Origin of the sequence: Rhizobium subbaraonis, from assembly GCF_900220975.1 — a bacterium.
GTDB classification, from domain to species: Bacteria; Pseudomonadota; Alphaproteobacteria; order Rhizobiales; family Rhizobiaceae; genus Mycoplana; species Mycoplana subbaraonis.
Genome location: NZ_OBQD01000045.1, coordinates 1 through 16571, shown reverse-complemented (window position 1 = coordinate 16571; position 16571 = coordinate 1). Strand labels below are relative to the sequence as shown.

Below are 16571 nucleotides of genomic sequence, written 5' to 3'. Positions count from 1 at the left end.
GACATACCTGCCGACCTCCATCGGCAGATAGTTTGAATCAGAACACGGCTGATTTGCAAAGACCCGCAGATTCACTCAGTCAGGGAAACGCTCTAATCGCCGGCAGCGACGGCGAGGGCAGGACCTGGGCTACAATCGCCACGCTCCTTCAGACAGCGAAGATGAACAACGTGGATCCGCAGGCTTGGCTTACAAAGCCCTGAGCGCATCGCTACCGGCTGGCCCAGCAGCGAGATCAACGCACTCATGCCCTGAAACTACACAGCCTGAACGACCTCACCCCGCCTAATTACTCATTCTAATAATATTTGCGTCTTGCGGCTTCTTTCGGCTGCTGCCAGAACCGGGACTAAGATTCACAAAAGGGCTTCTCATGAGCGTTCCCAGGAGCGAGACCCGCCGTAAGCCCGGCCGCCCCAAGGATGGCGAGGACATGCGTGACGTGATCCTCGATCAGGCGGAGATTGCCTTCGCGGAGGCAGGTTTCGCGGGGGCGAAGCTGCGCGACATCGCTGGAGCGGCAGGGGTCAACCAGGCTCTTATACGCTATTATTTTGGCACCAAGGAATGCCTTTTCGATGAGGTTTTTCGCCGACGTGGCGGGCTGATCTCGGGAGCGCGGCACGTACAGCTCGATCAGCTTCTTGCGCGTGGGGAACCTCTTCAAGCCCCTGAAATCATTATGGCTTACCTGCGACCGCAATGGGATATGAAGCATAGCGGCCCGAACGGCGCGGCGTTCGTGAAACTGCAGGCGCGGTTGCATGCGGAGCCGGAGGAGCATGCTTTGCGCCTGCGCAGAGAGGTCTACGACGCCTCGGTCAAACGCTATATTCAGGCACTTTCGGAGGCATTGCCGGATATTCCCCGGCCGGTCCTCAGCCTGCGCATGGCCTTTCTCGTCGGCACCTATCTTTTCATGCTCAACGATGTGGGGCGCCTCAACGATCTCACAGATGGGCAGATCGGCGAAATTGACCGGGAATCCATGCTGCGCGAGCTCGTCGCCTTTCTCGCTGCGGGGCTTGCCGCTCCAGTCTCCTGAGGGGCTGTTCCGGGTTTTGCGCGGCCGATAAAAATTATTCGGGCTTGCAATTATACAGAATTGTAATTTATCCTCGGTTCAGCTTTCCAACCCGAGGTTCAATTCCATGAGGCATTTCCGCGTAGGTCAGATCGTTCCGAGCTCGAACGTGACGATGGAAACCGAAATCCCCGCGCTTTTGCGGGCGCGTGAAAGCGTAGGCGACGAGCGCTTCACCTTTCATTCCTCCCGCATGCGGATGAAGCATGTGACGAAGGAGGAACTGGCGGCGATGGATGCCGATAGCGACCGCTGCGCCCTGGAACTGAGCGACGCGCGTGTGGATGTGATGGGCTATGCCTGCCTCGTCGCCATCATGTCGATGGGGCATGGGTATCACTGTGTCTCGGGGCCGCGTCTGCACCAGGTGTCCGTCGATAATGGCGCGCCTGCGCCTGTGGTGACGTCGGCCGGCGCGCTTATCGAGGGATTGCGGGCCATGGGCGCAAAGCGCGTCGCGGTGGTCGCTCCCTACATGAAACCGCTGACCGAGATGGTGGTGGACTATATCCGCAACGAGGGCATCGAGGTCAGCGATTGGCGGGCCCTCGAGATTTCCGACAATCTCGCCGTTGCCGCGCACGATCCGATGAAGCTGCCGGAGATCGTTTCCGGGATGAAGACCGACGATGTGGATGCGGTCGTGCTGTCTGCCTGCGTGCAGATGCCGTCTCTTCCGGCTGTGCCGATGGTCGAAGCTCGAACGGGAAAGCCCGTTGTCACCGCTGCCATCGCCACCACATGGCAGATGCTGCGCGCGCTTCAGGTCGAGACCAGGGTTCCGGGCGGCGGCACGCTGCTTTCCGGCGCATATTGAGGGGGCTCAGATGGCACGCGGCTACAACGTTCATGCCAATGGCATCCGCCAGCATCTGCTTCACTATCCGGGGAAGGGGCCGGCCATGCTGCTCATTCCCGGTATCACCTCGCCCGCAATCACCTGGGGTTTCGTGGCCGAACGGCTCTCGGAGCGGTTCGACGTGCATGTGCTTGACGTGCGCGGGCGCGGGCTGAGCGAGGCGGGCGATCTCGATTATACGCTCGATGCCATGGCGGACGATGCGATCGCCCTGGCCGAAGGCATGGAGAAACCCATTCTTCTCGGCCATTCGATGGGGGCTCGGACAGCGATCCGCGCCGCCGCGCGCAATGCCGCTCCGATTGGCGGCCTCGTCCTGGTCGATCCCCCCATGTCGGGGCCGAACAGGCGGCCTTATCCCGCGAACTGGGCCTGGTATGGAGATTCGATCCGACTTGCCCAGAATGGGTGTGGCGTCGGGGAGATGCGGGCTTTCTGCCCGACCTGGACAGACGAGCAGGTGGCGCTGCGCGCCGAATGGCTGCACACCTGCCAATGGGGCGCCATCCGCATCGCCTTCGACGGCTTCGCAACGGATGACATTCACGCCGACATGCCGAAGATCCGGATGCCGACGCGACTGGTGATTGCCGGCGGCGCGACGGTGGTTCTGCCCGAGGACGAGGCGGAAGCCCGTGAATTGATGCCCCATCTCGAAATCCGCCGTGTGGATGGGGCCGGCCACATGATCCCCTGGGACGACCTGGAGGGTTTTCTTGCTGCCGTCATGGACTTCCGAGCCGACTGAACGACAGACCACTATGGGAGCGATCCGATGGATCACGCGAGTTTCACTGAAATCTGCCTGCATCAGCTCAAGATGTCCGGTGTCCACGAGGGCGAGAAGCTCGTCGTGCTGACACAGGGCAATGACCGCCTCGACTATGCCGACGCCTTCATGGCGGCGGGACAAAGGCTCGGTGCGAGAATGTATCACATGCGCCTGCCGGCCCCCCTGCCGACCGGAGGCTGGAATGTCGGGGTAACCGGCCTTGCAGCGCTGCCGGATGCCGTGGAGGCCTTGAAGAACTGCGACATGCTGATCGATTGCGTGTTTCTTCTGTTCTCGCCGGAACAGTTCGCGATCCAGGCGGCGGGAACACGCATTCTGACGGCGGTGGAACCGCCTGAACTCCTTGCCCGGATGCTTCCGTATCCCGAGCTGCGCGAGAAGGTGGAGATCGCTGCCGCCATGCTGGAAAAGGCCAAGGTGATGCGGATCACCTCTGCGCATGGCACGGATGTCACCTACAAGCTCAACACCTATCCCACCATGGCGGAATATGCCTGCAACGACACGCCCGGGCGCTGGGATCACTGGCCGTCCGGCTTTGTCTTCACCGGCGGGGACGACGATGGCGTCGACGGGCAGATCGTCGTTGCGCCGGGAGATATCCTGCTGCCGCAGAATATCTATGTGCGCGAGCCGATCGTCTACACCATCGAGAAGGGCTGGATCACCGATATCCGGGGTGGGCTCGATGCGGAACTGGTGAAGTCGTATATGGCCGACTTCAACGACGAGCGCGGCAAGGGCATGAGCCATGTCGGCTGGGGCATGAACCCGCAGGCCAAGTGGCATCGCATGGTTCCGGGAGAGTTTCCCGGCGGTATGGGCATGGAACCACGCAGCTTCTACGGGAATGTGATGTTCTCGACCGGCCCCAACAACGAGTTGGGAGGCCCGAACGATACGGCCTGTCACCTCGACATTCCGATGCGGAGCTGCTCGCTTTTTCTGGATGACGAACCGGTGGTGGTTGACGGCGATATCGTCGTCAAGGAAATCCAGATGAAGCGAAACTGACTTTCAGGATGGCGGCTCTTTCGGGGCCGCCTTTTTTCAGGGGGAACAAGAATGACGCAAGACAAGGTCTATGCGGCGGCGGGCTTCGGCCATGCCGTGCCGCGTGGACGAAGACCGGCTGTCCTGGTGGTGGACTTCACCTATGGCTTCACGGATACGACCTATCCCACCGCAGCGGACATGACGGCAGAGATCGCCCAGACCCGTCGCATCACCGATGCCGCACGCGCTGCCGGGTTTCCGGTCATCTACACCACGATCGCCTATCACTCCGGTGAGGTCGACAAACTGCCCTGGCTCCGGAAGGCTGCTGGAATGGCAGCCCTCATCGAGGGATCGCGGCTGGTGGAGATCGATGCGGCGACCGGATTTCATTCTGCGGATACGGTGATCGTCAAGAAGGGGGCCTCCGCCTTTTTCGGAACCGGCCTTGCGGCATTGCTGACGGGGGCAGGGGTGGACACGCTCATCGTCACAGGCGCGACCACTTCGGGCTGTGTGCGGGCAAGTGTCGTCGATGCCGTGCAATCGGGCTTCAATGTCCTCGTTCCGCGTGATTGTTGTGCCGACCGCGCGGCAGCGCCGCACGAGGCAAATCTCTACGACATGGATCAGAAATATGCGGACGTGACCGATGCCGCGGATGTGTTGCAATGGTTAGGCGGGCTTGCCGGCAAGACCGAGGCCCAGGGAGGTAGATCATGAGTTATTTTCCACGCTGGCCGGTGGCTCGCAGCGAGACGGTCCTGCCCGAGCAGCGCCTGCCATGGGCGGCGACCGTTCCGATGGGCATACAGCACCTTGTGGCCATGTCGGGTTCGACGATCCTCGGGCCGTTGCTGATGGGGTTCGATCCCAATCTGGCGATCCTGTTTTCGGGCATCGGCACGCTGATCTTCTTCATCTGCACGGCCGGACGGGTGCCAAGCTACCTTGGATCGTCCTTCTCCTTCATTGCCGTGGTGATTGCCGTGACGGGATATGCAGGGACTGGTCCCAACCCGGATATCGGGCCGGCCCTTGGCGGTATCATCGCCGCCGGCGCGCTCTATGCCCTGATCGGCGTCGTGGTGATGGTTACCGGAACCGGCTGGATCGAGCGGCTGATGCCGCCGGCTGTCACAGGGGCCATCGGGGCGGCCATCGGGCTCAATCTTGCGCCCGTGGCCGTGCAGGGAACGCAGGGCACCGGACCTCATGTGATTGTGGCGTTGCTGACGCTGTTCTCCGTCGCGGTGATTTCCACCTTCGGTCCGTTGGCGCTGAGGCGTGTGTCGATCCTGGTCGGTATCGCGATCGGCTATGTGGCGGTTCTCGTGATGGGTAACGGTATGGGGCTCCTGCCTCCCGTGGATTTTTCGGAGCTTTCGCAGGCGTCGTGGTTCGGCATGCCCGCATTCCGCACACCCGAATTCGTTCCCGAAGCGATGGTGCTGATCGCACCGGTGGCGCTGATCCTGATTGCTGAGAACCTCGGCCACATCAAGGCTATCGGCGCAATGACCGGGCAGAACATGGACCGCTTTATCGGCAGGGGCTTTCTTGGCGACGGCATTGCCACGATGGTTTCAGGGTCGGGCGGCGGAACGGGCGTGACGACCTATGTGGAGAACATGGGCGTGATGGCGGTGACGCGGGTCTTCTCCACCCTCGTCTTCGTTATCGCTGCGCTTGTGGCGATCGGGCTTGGATTTTCGCCGAAGTTCGGGGCGTTGCTGCGCACCATTCCAGCGCCGGTTCTGGGCGGTCTGGCCGTGGCCGTCTTCGGTCTTATCGCTGCGGCGATGATCAGGCTCTGGGTCGATAATCGTGTCGATTTCTCGGAGCCGCGCAACCTGTTTACCGTCGGTATCACGCTGGTTTTCGGTTCGGGGAATTTCACGCTCAATATCGGCAGTTTTGCACTTGGCGGTATCGGAACGGCCACTTTCGCGGCGCTCATCGCCTATCAGCTACTGAGCATCCGACATCGAAGCGAAGCACAATGCAAGCCTATCCTCCATTGACGGGCATAATTTTTCAATGGCCCCTTCGTGGGGCCGTTCTTCTATCTGCTATCGGTCGGCGGGGCTGCTTGCAGATTGCGGAGTGCTTGGCGAGACAGCGGTCGTTCCCCACACCGATGGTGTGAACGGAGCCGGGGACTGGCCCGCTACAAACGTCGAGGAGACATGACCATTATGCGGGGATCAACGTGTCATTGGAATACTCGAGACATTTGCATTGTCTAAGCAAGCGGCAAGACGATTCGCGAAGCCGAGGTCACAAATTGGCCGGAAGCAATGATTGGCTGGTTTGCCTCGCTCGGTCTTTGGCTGGCGTAGATCGGACCCGAAGCGGGGTCCGCTATCGAGGCGCTCGACCATCTCGTTTAACGTGATGTCCTTGCGTTTCTCGATCATCCCGATGATGAAGTCTGCATATCCGTCGAGGCGCGAGCCGCGCCGTCGCCCTTGGGGTCGCGGTGTCAGTTCGCCGATCTTCGCCCGTGCGATCCAGCGGATCGCGCTCGATACTCCAACGCCAAATCGAGATGCCGCCTGCCGGCCGATGCCCCTTCACCCGCAGCTTTCAAGACACGCAACCGCAAATCTTCGCCGAGTGCTCTGGCAATAACCAACCTCCGTCAAAGCGGATGTTGAAGCAAAAATCGGCCAGCGCGTCACATCACAATCGATTCATCGATACCCGGACGTGCTCTAGCCGCGCATCCGCACGCCCCAAATGCGAGAACGTCACAACGTAGTCAATGCAGGGCGTCAGCGAACAGGGCGCCAAGGCACAACATCGGATCGGCCGGCAGGAACTGAACGAGGATGGCAACGAGGATCGGCAAGGGGAACCTGTAGGAAGGTGACGAAGCATCAAAGCAAGCGCCTGATTTACGGCGCTTTCCAGCGCGGTCATTCCCGGAACAAACAAGGCGATTATTGCGGCCAGCACGTCCGTGCCGAAATAGATTTGACCTGCTCCGTCTGAAGAGATTCTTGATGATGATTTAGGCTTTCCAATCCTTCCTTTAGTTTTGCTGCCTGACGGGTGCTTTCACGATAATGGTGCATCGCTGATCCACGTCGGCCATGCGCGCGGCCTCGGCGCATTGGCCGATCGCCTCGGCATTGCCTCGCACGAGCTGCGAGGAATCGGCCACGCTGCGCCAGCTTCGAGGATCGGCCACCCGCATCATGGTGACGCCAGCGTTCCATCGGTCCTGACCTATGACGAGCGCCGCAACATGGCTGTCGGCCGAGAAGGGCAGGAAGCGCGGCAACAGCAAAATCAGGAATATGCCGACGAACAGCCCGATAAGGCCGGCCATCCACATGCGGAAATCCTGACTTTTCCGGTCGTAGGCGCTTTTCGTGTAGGCGCCGAGGTTCCGGCCGGCGCGCTCGAGGTCGGCCGCCTGGCGCTCGAGCTGCTGCACGGCGGTCCTCACCAGGCCCTCGCCGCTACACTCGAGCGCGGCCGCATAATGCTGCGCACCCTGCCGGAGAATGGGCGACTGCTCGACGCCGTGCAGGCGCTCCGCAACATGGGCGAGTTGCTGCACGATCTGAGCCAGCTCCGGCTTGTAATCCTGCGCCGGCCCCTGCCGGTCAAATTCCTCAAAGGCGGCTTCCACACCCTTGCGTATGGTGGTCATCTCCCGCGTGAGGTCGCCGGCAAGACCTTCCACGGTCTGCCGTAGCGCGTCGAAGGCGGCGGCCGGATCGCCGGCGTCCTCGTCCAGTGCTTCGGGCAATCCTTCCCTGTCGTCGTCCAGCTCCGCCATGCTCTCTCCTGCCTACATTTCGATGCCATGGCCCCGGCTGAGGCGCTGGCCGCGTGTCATTTCCTCTTGCAGCGCGCGGGCAACGGTCTGCTCCCGGTGAAGTTCATGCCCGATTCCAAGCTCCCGACTGCGATTGCGCAGGATGGACTCTACCTGCGGGTCACGCTCTAGGCTCTTGGTCAGGCCATCCATCTGGCCTTCGACCTTGCCGCGCGCCTCGTCGTGCTGCCAGCCGCGAAGCTGCTGATGCTGGCCCTGTAGCTCCTGCCAGCGGTTCACGAACCGCTCGGCCCTGACATTGGGGTCTTGCAGCGCGGCGTTTTCGCGCTTCATCCCCTCAATGACATGGGCGACACGGTCCCGGCCGGAAAGCTCGGTCATGGCGCGCGCCGTCTGCGGGTCGTTTTGCAGGGTCGAGCGCATCAGCTCGTTCATACCGTCGCGCACCTGGTCGAGCTGCTGCCCGGCCCCGCGCATTTCCTGCCGCTGCATGTCGAGGACCGGCAGGCCCTCGCGCCGGTGCTGGTCAACCGACTGATAGGCCCGCACATAACGGTCAACGGCCGCCTCAAGCGGCGACTGCCGCCGCGCCCGCTCGGCAAGCCGATCTTGCGCCGGCGCCGGCCGCAAGCTCCCTTCCCTTTCCGGCCGCTCGCTACGCTCCTGAGGGGGCGAAGAACGCGCATTGAGCTTGAGGCCGGCGAACATGCCGCCCCGCTGTTTTTCGGCCTGCTGCGGCCCGTCCTCGCCGGCGCGGCCCTGCTCGGGCTGCTCGGCGGCCACGCCGCGCCCAAGTTTCAGACCCTCGAACGGATTGCGGTGCTGCTGCCGATCGGCGGCGAGATCCTCGCGAGGATCCGCATGAAGATCCTGCGCGAGATCTGCACCAAGTTTTTGCGAGGATCTCGGCGCGCGGTCCTCAATGCGCTCCCGTTCGGCAGGGTGTTCGGCCGTCGAGTCCCTGTCCTGACGCAGCTCGGCCCGCTCCTGGGAAAGCTGCTCGCGCGGAATCTCCATCTCGCTGCGGATGGCCATTTGCTCCGCTATCCCGCGCCGCTCGGCAAAGTCGCGGGTATAATCGAGCGTCGTTTCCTTCACGCCCGACCGGGATAGGCGGCGCTCTAGCTGGCTATAGGCCAGCTCGCCGGCGTCCTGAGCCTTCCATGTATTGCGGTGCGTCTCGGTGCCATCCGGCAAGGTGACGGGCATGGAACCCATATGCTGAAGGCCGATCTTCTCCCCGATCTCTGGCGCCTGCTTCGCAGCCTTCATGGCGCGCTCAAGATCGACGCCCCATAGGGTGCGGCGCTCGCCCTTGTCATTTTCCAGCGTCACGAAATAGCTCTGGCTGTTGCCTTCCTTGTGCTCGAACGGCGCGGCCCCATGCTCGACCAGCCGGCCGGCATTGGTGAACTCGTCCTGCGCCACATAAAGCTGCACCCCGTCACGATGCCGGGTCATGGCAACATAGGTTAGATGCCGGTCCATCGTTCCTGACGCCATCACATAGGCCCGATCGACCGTTGCGCCCTGATTTTTGTGAATCGTCGTTGCATAGCCGTGGTCGATCGCCTGATAATCGCCCATCGGGACGCTGACGCTATCGCCGCCCCGGCCGTCGAGCTGCACGACGATCATGGGGCCGGCACCCGGTCGGCCGGCCTCGACATGCTCGACGGTGCCTAGCATCCCGTTTTTCACGCCAAGGTCGCGGCTGTTTTCCAAGAATACGATGCGGTCGCCCGGTGCGAACTCCCGCTTTCCGTCATTGGTCTGGAAGGTCAGCGCGCCGGCGTCTTCCCCGCGCGCCAGCTCGCCCCGGTCCTGTAGCTCCGTCCGGATCGCGTCATTGATGGCCCGAACATCGGCCCGGCGATGCGCCATCGCAACCCGGGTGCCGTCCGGACGCTCGTCGCGGTCGGCAAGGTAATCGCGCACGATCTGGCCGCGCGCGTCCTCGCCCGTCTCGGCAAAGCTGATATTGCCATGATCCCGATAGGCCGCCAGCCCCTCGGCCGTCCGGTGCGTGGCGAAGTCAACCGACGCCTCCCGCTGCCAGTCCACGCGCTGCCGGCGTATCTCGGAAAGCTCGGCATGGCCGATTTCCTCCGTGATCGCCCGGAACGGTGCGCCGGCCCCGATCGCCTGTAGCTGCTCATGGTCGCCTACAAGGACGATCTTCGCCCCGCGCGCCTCGGCCTCACCAACGAAGCGGGCGAGCTGGCGGCTCCCGACCATGCCGGCCTCGTCGATCACGAACACGTCGCCGCGGCCAAGCGGATGCCGGTCGTTCTCCCAACTGCGGGACCATGACGCGAGGGTGCGGCTCTGGATGCCGGAAGATTCCTCCAAGCCCTCGGCCGCCTTCCCCGACAGGGCCGCGCCGTGGACCTGATAGCCCTCGGCCTCCCACGCCTCGCGCGCGGCCGCGAGCATGGTGGACTTGCCAGCGCCGGCATAACCGACAACGGCCGCGATCCGCTCCGGCCCGGTGATATGCTCGATCGCCCGGCGCTGCTCGTCGGACAGCCGGGCGGAAGCATCGCCGGCGCTGCGCTGAATGGCGGCGTCCTGCCGCTCTATGGCGCGATCGACATGCCGGCGATCGACGCCATGACCATGCGCGCCGTGCATCCGCTGCGCGCTCTCGATCATGCCGGATTCGATCTCGACCATTTCCCGCGTCGAATACCGCGCAAGCTCGATCTCGCCCGTTGCATGGTCCCCCACTACGTGGGCGCGCTCGGGCTGCAACTCGACCAGCGCCGGCGAGGCCATCACCTTCGCAAAGGCGTTTCTAAACTCCTGCGGGTCGTCGTTGATGTAGCGATGCAGCGCCCGCGCAACGTCGTGCCGGTCGAACACGCTCTTTTCCCCGGTAATGAGGGTTAGAACCTGCTCGGGCTTCTCACGGATCAGCTCGGCATTGCGCCGGGCCGCTTCCTCGTCCAGCCGCGCCCGCGACACGTCGAGGCCGCGCCGCTCCATCTGCGTGGCATGGACGCCCATATGTTCGGTCGGCGCGATCTCAAGCCCGCGCTCCATGTGCGACCGATGGTCTATGCGAATATCAAGACCGGCCATCGCAAGCCGCTCGTTCGCGATCCCCTCCCACCGCTGGCGAATGTCGAGAAGCTGCATGTCGGTCGTCGGCAGGTCGTTCGACAACAGCCATTTGTTTTCGCGCTCAAGATAGGTCTTGTCGCCTAGACCGTCCTCCGTCACCTGCCGCGTGGTCATCATCACATGGGCGTGGTGATTGCGAACGTCGCTGGCATCGTGCGGCGCGTGAATGGCGAAGTCCACCGCCGCGCCGTAGCGATCGGCCAGCTCCTGCGCGAACTCCCGCGTTGCCTCTAGCCGTTCCTCGGCCGAAAGCTCATGCGGCAAGGCGATCTCAAATTCCCGCGCGACGCGGGCGTCTTTCCGCTTCTCGACAAACTCGGCCGCATTCCACAAGTCCGACCGATCCCGCGCCCAGTCGGCGAAAACACCTTCGGGCAAGACGATCTCCGCATGTTCCACACCCTGCTTCGCCGTGTAGTCATGCGTGATGCCGTCGCGCTCGTTGGTCAGCTTCTCACCGGCACGATAAGCCATCGAAGCGACGGCACTACGACCGCTCGCCCTCGAAACTGGCTTCATGCTCAAATGGTAGATCGCCAACCCCGATCTCTCCGCTACCGCTTCATCTTTCTCATTGGCCGACCTGCCCATGGTGCGCTGAGTTACGCAGTAACTCGTAAGTGCGCCCTTCTCAACTCAATCGCTTCGCTCTTTCGTCGCTCGGTGTGGCGTTTGCGGCAAGCTCGATGCAATGAACTGAAGCCCGGATTTTGCGGCAGAACCGTCAGATTTGCAAGATCGCATGAGGTTCTACGGAGGAAACACTTGAGCCGGGCGTGTCTTCGTATAGTCTGGTGTGCCAGCGGAGGGAAAAGAAGATGGCAAATGACAATAGCCCGGCATTGGCGCTTCTGATCGACGGCGACAATGCTTCGTCCAAGATCGTCGCCGGCCTTCTCGCTGAAATCGCCAACTACGGAACCGCCAGCGTCAAGCGCATCTATGGCGATTGGACCAAGCCGAACCTCAACGGCTGGAAAGAGTGCCTGCTGGAACACTCTATCCAGCCGGTCCAGCAATTCGCCTACACAACCGGCAAGAACGCGACCGATGGCGCGATGATTATCGACGCAATGGATCTGCTCTATACCGGCCGCTTTTCCGGCTTCTGCATCGTCTCAAGCGACAGTGATTTCGCTCGCCTCGCCGCCCGCATCCGGGAGCAAGGCGTCACCGTCTATGGCTTCGGGGAGCGCAGGACGCCTCGCCCCTTCATCACCGCTTGCGACAAGTTCGTATATTTCGACGTGCTCAATGCGGCCGGGGAACAAAAGGAAGCGGAAGCCGCCGCGCCCAAAGCGATCGCTGCCAAACCTGCACCAGCGAAAGCGACGCTCGATCGTGCCGCCCTGGAAATGCTGACGAAGGCTGTCACGGCCTCGGCCGATGAAGACGGCCGCGCCAATCTCGCCCGCGTCGGCGCGCACCTTGCGAAACAATCGCCCGATTTCGATGCACGCAATTTCGGCTTCCCGCGTCTCTCCGAGTTGGTGGAGGCATCTGGCATTGTCGAGGTCGAGCGCATTGGCGACAACCCAAAAATCATCATGGTTCGCCTCAAGAATAAGGCTACCACCCGTCCCGCGAAATAGAGGAAGCGACACATGGCGCGCAAGACGATCGAACAGCGGCTGGCCGAACTGGACGCGCAGCGCGCCAGCCTCAAAGCGAGGCTCGGCAAACAGGAGCGCGCGAACGACACGCGCCGCAAGGTGCTGCTCGGCGCGCTCGTTCTGCATCGACTCGAAAACTCCAACGATCCCGATTTCACCAAGCGGCTCGGTGACTGGTTGCGCCGCGAGCTGCCCGACTTCCTGACGCGCGACGGCGACAAGGAACTGTTTGCCGATCTGCTCGGCAAAGCCCCGCACGCGCCAAGCGCAGGGAGCAACGAGGGGGCCGCTTCATGAGTCAGGTCCGGACCATGAGCCGGGCGCTCGATGCCGAACAGACCGGAATCACCTACGGCGAGCAACACACGGCCCGGCCGCTGCTTACCCCGGATGAGGTTCGCAACATGCCGCAGAACATCGAATTGCTGTTCCTGGCCGGACAACGGCCGATCGTCGCCGGCAAGCTGGCCTATTACGCCGATTCCGAGTTCCGGGGGCTGTATGACGCTCCCTGAACGCCTCGCCCATCTGCCCGACAGGAAGCGCCGCGAGCTGGAACGGGTCGCCGCGATCCTGTTCGATGAATTTGACGATGCCCTGAAAACCAAGCTCTCCATGAAGGGCAAGCGCGGCCGCATCCTCAAGCTGATCCTGTTCGGCTCCTATGCGCGCGGCGATTGGGTCGAGGATCGCAAGAGCGGCTATCGCTCCGACTATGACGTGCTCGTCGTCGTCAACTACGACAGCTTTGCGGAGCAACATGAAGCCTGGGAAAAGGCCGCTGAACGGTTCTAGGCTGAGCTGACCGTGACAAAGCACCTGGCAACGCCGGTTAACTTCATCGTGCACACCATCATGGACGTGAACGACCAGCTTAGGCGCGGCCGGCCCTTCTTCGTGGACATAGCCCGCGACGGAATCGTGCTCTATGAGGCTCCCGGCCACCCCCTCGCCTCCCCCGTGAACCTCGCGCCGGAGGAAGCCCGCGCCGAAGCGAGACGGCATTACGAGCATTGGTTTCCGAATGCCAGCGTCTTCCTCGACCTGGCTAAGCGTGCCCTACAAGACGGACACGGCAGGCAGGCCGCGTTCCTTCTGCACCAGGCGAGCGAAGGATTCTATCATTGTGTCCTGCTCGTCCTGGCGCTCTACAGCCCCAAATCGCACAAGCTGACTTTCCTGCGCTCCCATGCGGAGCGGCTTGCGCCGCAGCTCATCGCCCTGTGGCCGCGCGATACCCGTTTCGCCAAGCGCTGCTTTACCCGCCTCGATCGCGCCTATGTCGGCGCGCGCTATTCCCCGGCCTATGAAATCACCGGCGAGGAATTGACCTGGCTGGTCGACCGTGTGACGGCGCTGCAAGAGGCCGTCGCCCCGATCTGCGCCGGCCGGCTCGACGGTCCCGGTGCTGACGCACCGGGGCTTTGTTACTGGCGGCCCTCCGGCTCACTACGGCACTAGATGGGAGTGCGTTCGCCTCCGGGCCGGCGCGGCTATCGCCGCGTCCTGCGCCCTGCCCCGGCCGGCCAGCTCTTATCATATTGGCCCGTAGGGTTAGTGCAGCGCCTCGATGCCCCGCCGCCGGATCACGTTCAACAAGGCCAGAGCCGGCCCTTTGGCCTGCGCCTCGCCGCGCTCAAGCTGCGACACATAGCCGGGCGTCACATTGAGATAGCGGCCGAACGCGGCTTGGCTGAGGTGCGCCCGCTCGCGCACGGCCCGCACCTCCGCGCCGGTCATTGGCGTTTCAGTCGGCAAGATTTTCTCTCCAAGGTGCCGCGCCGTGATCTTCTCATAGGTCGCCTCGTCCATGATCCCAAGGCGGCGCTGTGCGTCCGCCATTTCCGCGATCTCGCGGACAAGGCGGCTAGGCTTCGTCGTCGTCATGCTCGATCTCCTTCAAATCTCCGTCCTCAATGGCTTGCCCGACCAGCTCGGCCGACGCTGCAAGCCAGTTCGCCCCGATCGTGCGCAGGGCCGCCAACTCGTCATCGTCAATGTTATCGCGGTCGCTCTTGGCGAACGCATACAGAAACACCGCGCGCCCGGCCGCCCGATAGGCGACGATCATCCGATACCCGCCGGAGCGCCCCTGACCAGGCCGCGCCACGCGCTGCTTGATGAGGCCGCCGCCAAGATCGGCGTCGATAGTGCCACGCTCGGCCCGCTCGATAGCCTCGCTCAAGCTGGCGTCGGCAATGCGTTGCCGGCGGGCGAACCGCATAACGCCTCTGGTCAAGAAAATCCGCACGGAACCTCCGCTATAGCAACTATAGTGCATATTGTTATAGTTTCAAGCGCCTACTAGCTCGGCGGTAGCCCCCGGCCGGCCCGCTCGGCCGGGGGCGGATGGTTACATGCTTACCTGTACGCATGTTTGCCCGCTATTCCCCATCCTCTCGAACGACCGGGAAATTGTATTTCGCGAAAAGCAGGTTCAGCGCCTCGGCCACAAGCCGCTCCTGCGTAACCCGCTTGCCTTTGTCGTCGCGCGTTCGGAAGCTGAGTTCTTCCAGCGTCTCCCAATAGGCCGGCGGCAGGTGATGCGTTTTGGCGCTCTTGTTCGCCCGCGACGGCGGAACGTAGGTTCCGGCCGACTGCTGGCCGCGAGCCGACCGCTTCGGCTCGGTCGGCGTGTCGAAAAGGGCGGGAGCTGCTGGCTCGGCCGCCGGCGGCTCCGCCGTCTTGATCGCGGTCGCCAGAAGGGAAGGCTTGCGGCTCATGCTTTCATCCTTTCATGCTTACCTGTAATCATGCTTGCCTGCTCTGAAAGGAAGCTAAACAGGCCGGCGACTTCTTGGGCGGCACGTCCTTGCGGTTCCAGCTCTTGCGGCGTCTGCCCCAGGGCCGGCGCATCCTCGTAGGCTTTCAGGCGCGACAGATGGATGGGCGCGACCGGCACGTTGAAACGCTCTGTGATCGCGGCGGCGTCGTCGGCCGCCCTACCCCCGGCGTTCGGATGCACGAGATTTAGCACCACAAAGGCCGGGGGGTTGCCGGCCATGTCGAGCAGCCGCTTTAGAGGCTCCAAGGTGTCGATCGCAAATATCTGCGCTTGGGTCGGGATCAACACCATGTCGGCGTGCTTGGCCGCCTCGGTCGAGGCGCTGTCCATCTTGCCGGGCGTATCAATGAACACCCAATCCATGCCAAGGCCGCGATAGGCGTCCAAGGAGCGCGGGATAGCGCCGGGCTGGATCGAGGCAACGTCAGGGCCATCGCCTTCTCGCCGGTCAAACCAGTTGACGGCGTTCGTCTGAGGGTCGAGGTCGAGCAAGGCGGATTTCTTCCCGGCCTGATGCGCCGCGACCGCAAGCGCCGTCGCGATCGTTGTCTTGCCGGTCCCGCCCTTTTGCGTGCAGAACGCTACTGTAATCATGGTTTCATCCTTTCATGCAAGGAAACCTACATGCTTTCTCGCAAGCATGTAAGCATGTTTATGTTTATGGGCGGTTAATCGTCGTCGCCGTCCTCGGCCGCCATAGGCTCGTCGCACTCCCCGCAAACCAAGCGCGCGCCCGGCTTCGCCCAGGCGTGAAGCTCGCAGTTCGGGCATGTGTAGCGGGTTTTGCTGGCCGACTTCGCCTTGCGCTTCTTCCGGGCGTCGGCGTCGTCCCAAAGCTCGACATAGAGGGCTGAAAAGTCAGGTTGAGCGGCCAGCTCCGCAAAAGCACGGGCATAGGGGCCGGCCTCGATGATGTAATGGCTGCATGACTGGCCTATTTCCTTCCCGCCAGGTCGGCCGGTGTCGGAAGGGTGCAGGCCGATCGCGTGCATCTTCGCCGCCCATTCCTTGTTGTGGTAGCCGTTCCGCGAGGGCTTCCCGAAATGGTGCTGCCAAAGGTGCGCCATCTCATGGGCGAGGGTGGAAAGGCTCTGCTCGTCCGTCCGGCTCTTGAAGTGCGACGGGTTCAACGCGATTTCGTCGGTGATCTCCGCGCCGTCCTTCGATCCGAACCGGCCGCCAGCGAAATAGCCATAGGCTTTGTTCTTCCGCTGCAAGGTCACGAGGCAGGGCGGCAGCTCGCCGCCAAAAAGCCGGTCATTGAAGAAATCGAACGCCCGATTCAGCGCAGCATAGGTCTTCGCGGTCGGATTGGCGGGGGACATGGCGGCCTCTTTTGTATCGTACGAAACAACAATCGCACAATTTGCGCTTACATGCAAGCATGTTTACATGATTTCATATTGAGCGCAGCCCTTGCCCCTTGCTCCGGGGCTCTGTGGTCATTTCTACATTAATACACGCTAAGGGCATTTTGCAGGTGACGGGAAACACATGATTTCCGCTCACCGTGATCGCGGGG

Annotated in this window: 17 protein-coding genes and 3 pseudogenes; 12 read left to right on the top strand and 8 right to left on the bottom strand. The window is 62.6% G+C overall.

The window, feature by feature from the left end; translation table 11 throughout:
• Window positions 1-86: 86 nt before the first annotated feature.
• The 7 genes and pseudogenes from CRO48_RS30395 to CRO48_RS30365 form a co-directional block, all read left to right on the top strand.
• Window positions 87-255, top strand: a pseudogene (locus CRO48_RS30395) (transposase domain-containing protein); the annotation flags it as partial.
• 178 nt (window positions 256-433) lie between these two features.
• Complete coding sequence (locus CRO48_RS30390; RefSeq protein ID WP_245423720.1) at window positions 434-1045, top strand: TetR family transcriptional regulator; 612 nt, start codon at window positions 434-436, stop codon at window positions 1043-1045.
• A 106-nt stretch (window positions 1046-1151) separates the two neighbouring features.
• Complete coding sequence (locus tag CRO48_RS30385; RefSeq protein ID WP_097143384.1) at window positions 1152-1901, top strand: maleate cis-trans isomerase family protein; 750 nt, start codon at window positions 1152-1154, stop codon at window positions 1899-1901.
• A 10-nt stretch (window positions 1902-1911) separates the two neighbouring features.
• Window positions 1912-2691, top strand: a complete 780-nt coding sequence (locus tag CRO48_RS30380; RefSeq protein WP_097143383.1) for an alpha/beta fold hydrolase — start codon at window positions 1912-1914, stop codon at window positions 2689-2691.
• Between the two features lie 27 nt (window positions 2692-2718).
• Window positions 2719-3750 carry a M29 family metallopeptidase gene (locus CRO48_RS30375; RefSeq protein WP_097143382.1) on the top strand — a complete coding sequence of 344 codons (1032 nt, stop codon included), beginning with the start codon at window positions 2719-2721 and terminating at the stop codon, window positions 3748-3750.
• A gap of 51 nt (window positions 3751-3801) precedes the next feature.
• Entirely contained in the window at window positions 3802-4455 is a 654-nt protein-coding gene (locus CRO48_RS30370) for an isochorismatase family protein (protein ID WP_097143381.1), read from the top strand.
• A complete protein-coding gene (locus CRO48_RS30365; protein WP_097143380.1) occupies window positions 4452-5756 on the top strand; it encodes a solute carrier family 23 protein in 1305 nt (434 codons plus the stop codon). The genes CRO48_RS30370 and CRO48_RS30365 overlap by 4 nt, the downstream gene beginning before the upstream one ends.
• 345 nt (window positions 5757-6101) lie before the next feature.
• On the opposite strand, the pseudogene CRO48_RS30360 reads toward CRO48_RS30365, so the two are convergent.
• The 3 genes and pseudogenes from CRO48_RS30360 to traA all read right to left on the bottom strand — a co-directional run.
• Window positions 6102-6364, bottom strand: a pseudogene (locus CRO48_RS30360) (helix-turn-helix domain-containing protein); the annotation flags it as partial.
• A gap of 405 nt (window positions 6365-6769) precedes the next feature.
• A complete protein-coding gene (locus CRO48_RS30350) occupies window positions 6770-7525 on the bottom strand; it encodes a DUF6118 family protein (RefSeq protein ID WP_097143379.1) in 756 nt (251 codons plus the stop codon).
• A gap of 12 nt (window positions 7526-7537) precedes the next feature.
• Window positions 7538-11191, bottom strand: a complete 3654-nt coding sequence (gene traA / locus CRO48_RS30345; protein WP_176526955.1) for a Ti-type conjugative transfer relaxase TraA — start codon at window positions 11189-11191, stop codon at window positions 7538-7540.
• Window positions 11192-11469: 278 nt separating this feature from the next.
• Here traA and CRO48_RS30340 point away from each other — a divergent pair, with 278 nt between their 5' ends.
• From CRO48_RS30340 to CRO48_RS30325, 5 genes and pseudogenes are all read left to right on the top strand, one after another.
• A complete protein-coding gene (locus CRO48_RS30340) occupies window positions 11470-12243 on the top strand; it encodes an NYN domain-containing protein (RefSeq protein ID WP_097143377.1) in 774 nt (257 codons plus the stop codon).
• A gap of 12 nt (window positions 12244-12255) precedes the next feature.
• The gene (locus CRO48_RS30335; protein ID WP_097143376.1) at window positions 12256-12561 is read left to right on the top strand and encodes a mobilization protein; all 306 of its coding nucleotides are present in this window, start codon (window positions 12256-12258) and stop codon (window positions 12559-12561) included.
• Window positions 12562-12569: 8 nt separating this feature from the next.
• A pseudogene (locus tag CRO48_RS30330) lies at window positions 12570-12779 on the top strand (type IV secretory system conjugative DNA transfer family protein); the annotation flags it as partial.
• On the top strand, window positions 12766-13059 hold the full coding sequence (locus CRO48_RS33440) for a nucleotidyltransferase domain-containing protein (protein WP_342588301.1): 294 nt from the start codon (window positions 12766-12768) through the stop codon (window positions 13057-13059). The pseudogene CRO48_RS30330 and the gene CRO48_RS33440, both read left to right, overlap by 14 nt.
• A gap of 12 nt (window positions 13060-13071) precedes the next feature.
• Window positions 13072-13725: a HEPN domain-containing protein gene (locus CRO48_RS30325; protein ID WP_342588300.1), complete on the top strand. Its 654-nt coding sequence runs from the start codon at window positions 13072-13074 to the stop codon at window positions 13723-13725.
• Window positions 13726-13818: 93 nt separating this feature from the next.
• Here CRO48_RS30325 and CRO48_RS30320 read toward each other — a convergent pair whose 3' ends face one another.
• From CRO48_RS30320 to CRO48_RS30300, 5 genes are all read right to left on the bottom strand, one after another.
• Window positions 13819-14151 (bottom strand): helix-turn-helix domain-containing protein, encoded by a 333-nt coding sequence (locus CRO48_RS30320; RefSeq protein ID WP_057352993.1) that lies wholly within the window; start codon window positions 14149-14151, stop codon window positions 13819-13821.
• Complete coding sequence (locus CRO48_RS30315) at window positions 14132-14515, bottom strand: type II toxin-antitoxin system RelE/ParE family toxin (protein ID WP_057352992.1); 384 nt, start codon at window positions 14513-14515, stop codon at window positions 14132-14134. Before CRO48_RS30315 ends, CRO48_RS30320 begins: the two co-directional genes overlap by 20 nt.
• A 133-nt stretch (window positions 14516-14648) precedes the next feature.
• Window positions 14649-14987, bottom strand: coding sequence for a chromosome partitioning protein ParB (locus CRO48_RS30310; RefSeq protein ID WP_210202049.1), 339 nt, complete (start codon window positions 14985-14987; stop codon window positions 14649-14651).
• The gene (locus CRO48_RS30305; RefSeq protein ID WP_097143375.1) at window positions 14984-15643 is read right to left on the bottom strand and encodes a nucleotide-binding protein; all 660 of its coding nucleotides are present in this window, start codon (window positions 15641-15643) and stop codon (window positions 14984-14986) included. The genes CRO48_RS30310 and CRO48_RS30305 overlap by 4 nt, the downstream gene beginning before the upstream one ends.
• Before the next feature lie 74 nt (window positions 15644-15717).
• Window positions 15718-16374: a SprT-like domain-containing protein gene (locus CRO48_RS30300; RefSeq protein ID WP_097143374.1), complete on the bottom strand. Its 657-nt coding sequence runs from the start codon at window positions 16372-16374 to the stop codon at window positions 15718-15720.
• Window positions 16375-16571 lie beyond the last annotated feature (197 nt).

Excerpts from the sequence above, each read along its gene's own strand:
- CRO48_RS30390 (WP_245423720.1), top strand. The coding sequence starts at position 434 with ATGCGTGACGTGATCCTCGATCAGGCGGAGATTGCCTTCGCGGAGGCA.
- CRO48_RS30385 (WP_097143384.1), top strand. The coding sequence starts at position 1,152 with ATGAGGCATTTCCGCGTAGGTCAGATCGTTCCGAGCTCGAACGTGACG.
- CRO48_RS30380 (WP_097143383.1), top strand. The coding sequence starts at position 1,912 with ATGGCACGCGGCTACAACGTTCATGCCAATGGCATCCGCCAGCATCTG.
- CRO48_RS30375 (WP_097143382.1), top strand. The coding sequence starts at position 2,719 with ATGGATCACGCGAGTTTCACTGAAATCTGCCTGCATCAGCTCAAGATG.
- CRO48_RS30370 (WP_097143381.1), top strand. The coding sequence starts at position 3,802 with ATGACGCAAGACAAGGTCTATGCGGCGGCGGGCTTCGGCCATGCCGTG.
- CRO48_RS30365 (WP_097143380.1), top strand. The coding sequence starts at position 4,452 with ATGAGTTATTTTCCACGCTGGCCGGTGGCTCGCAGCGAGACGGTCCTG.
- CRO48_RS30350 (WP_097143379.1), bottom strand. The coding sequence starts at position 7,525 with ATGGCGGAGCTGGACGACGACAGGGAAGGATTGCCCGAAGCACTGGAC.
- CRO48_RS30340 (WP_097143377.1), top strand. The coding sequence starts at position 11,470 with ATGGCAAATGACAATAGCCCGGCATTGGCGCTTCTGATCGACGGCGAC.
- CRO48_RS30335 (WP_097143376.1), top strand. The coding sequence starts at position 12,256 with ATGGCGCGCAAGACGATCGAACAGCGGCTGGCCGAACTGGACGCGCAG.
- CRO48_RS33440 (WP_342588301.1), top strand. The coding sequence starts at position 12,766 with ATGACGCTCCCTGAACGCCTCGCCCATCTGCCCGACAGGAAGCGCCGC.
- CRO48_RS30320 (WP_057352993.1), bottom strand. The coding sequence starts at position 14,151 with ATGACGACGACGAAGCCTAGCCGCCTTGTCCGCGAGATCGCGGAAATG.
- CRO48_RS30310 (WP_210202049.1), bottom strand. The coding sequence starts at position 14,987 with ATGAGCCGCAAGCCTTCCCTTCTGGCGACCGCGATCAAGACGGCGGAG.
- CRO48_RS30305 (WP_097143375.1), bottom strand. The coding sequence starts at position 15,643 with ATGATTACAGTAGCGTTCTGCACGCAAAAGGGCGGGACCGGCAAGACA.
- CRO48_RS30300 (WP_097143374.1), bottom strand. The coding sequence starts at position 16,374 with ATGTCCCCCGCCAATCCGACCGCGAAGACCTATGCTGCGCTGAATCGG.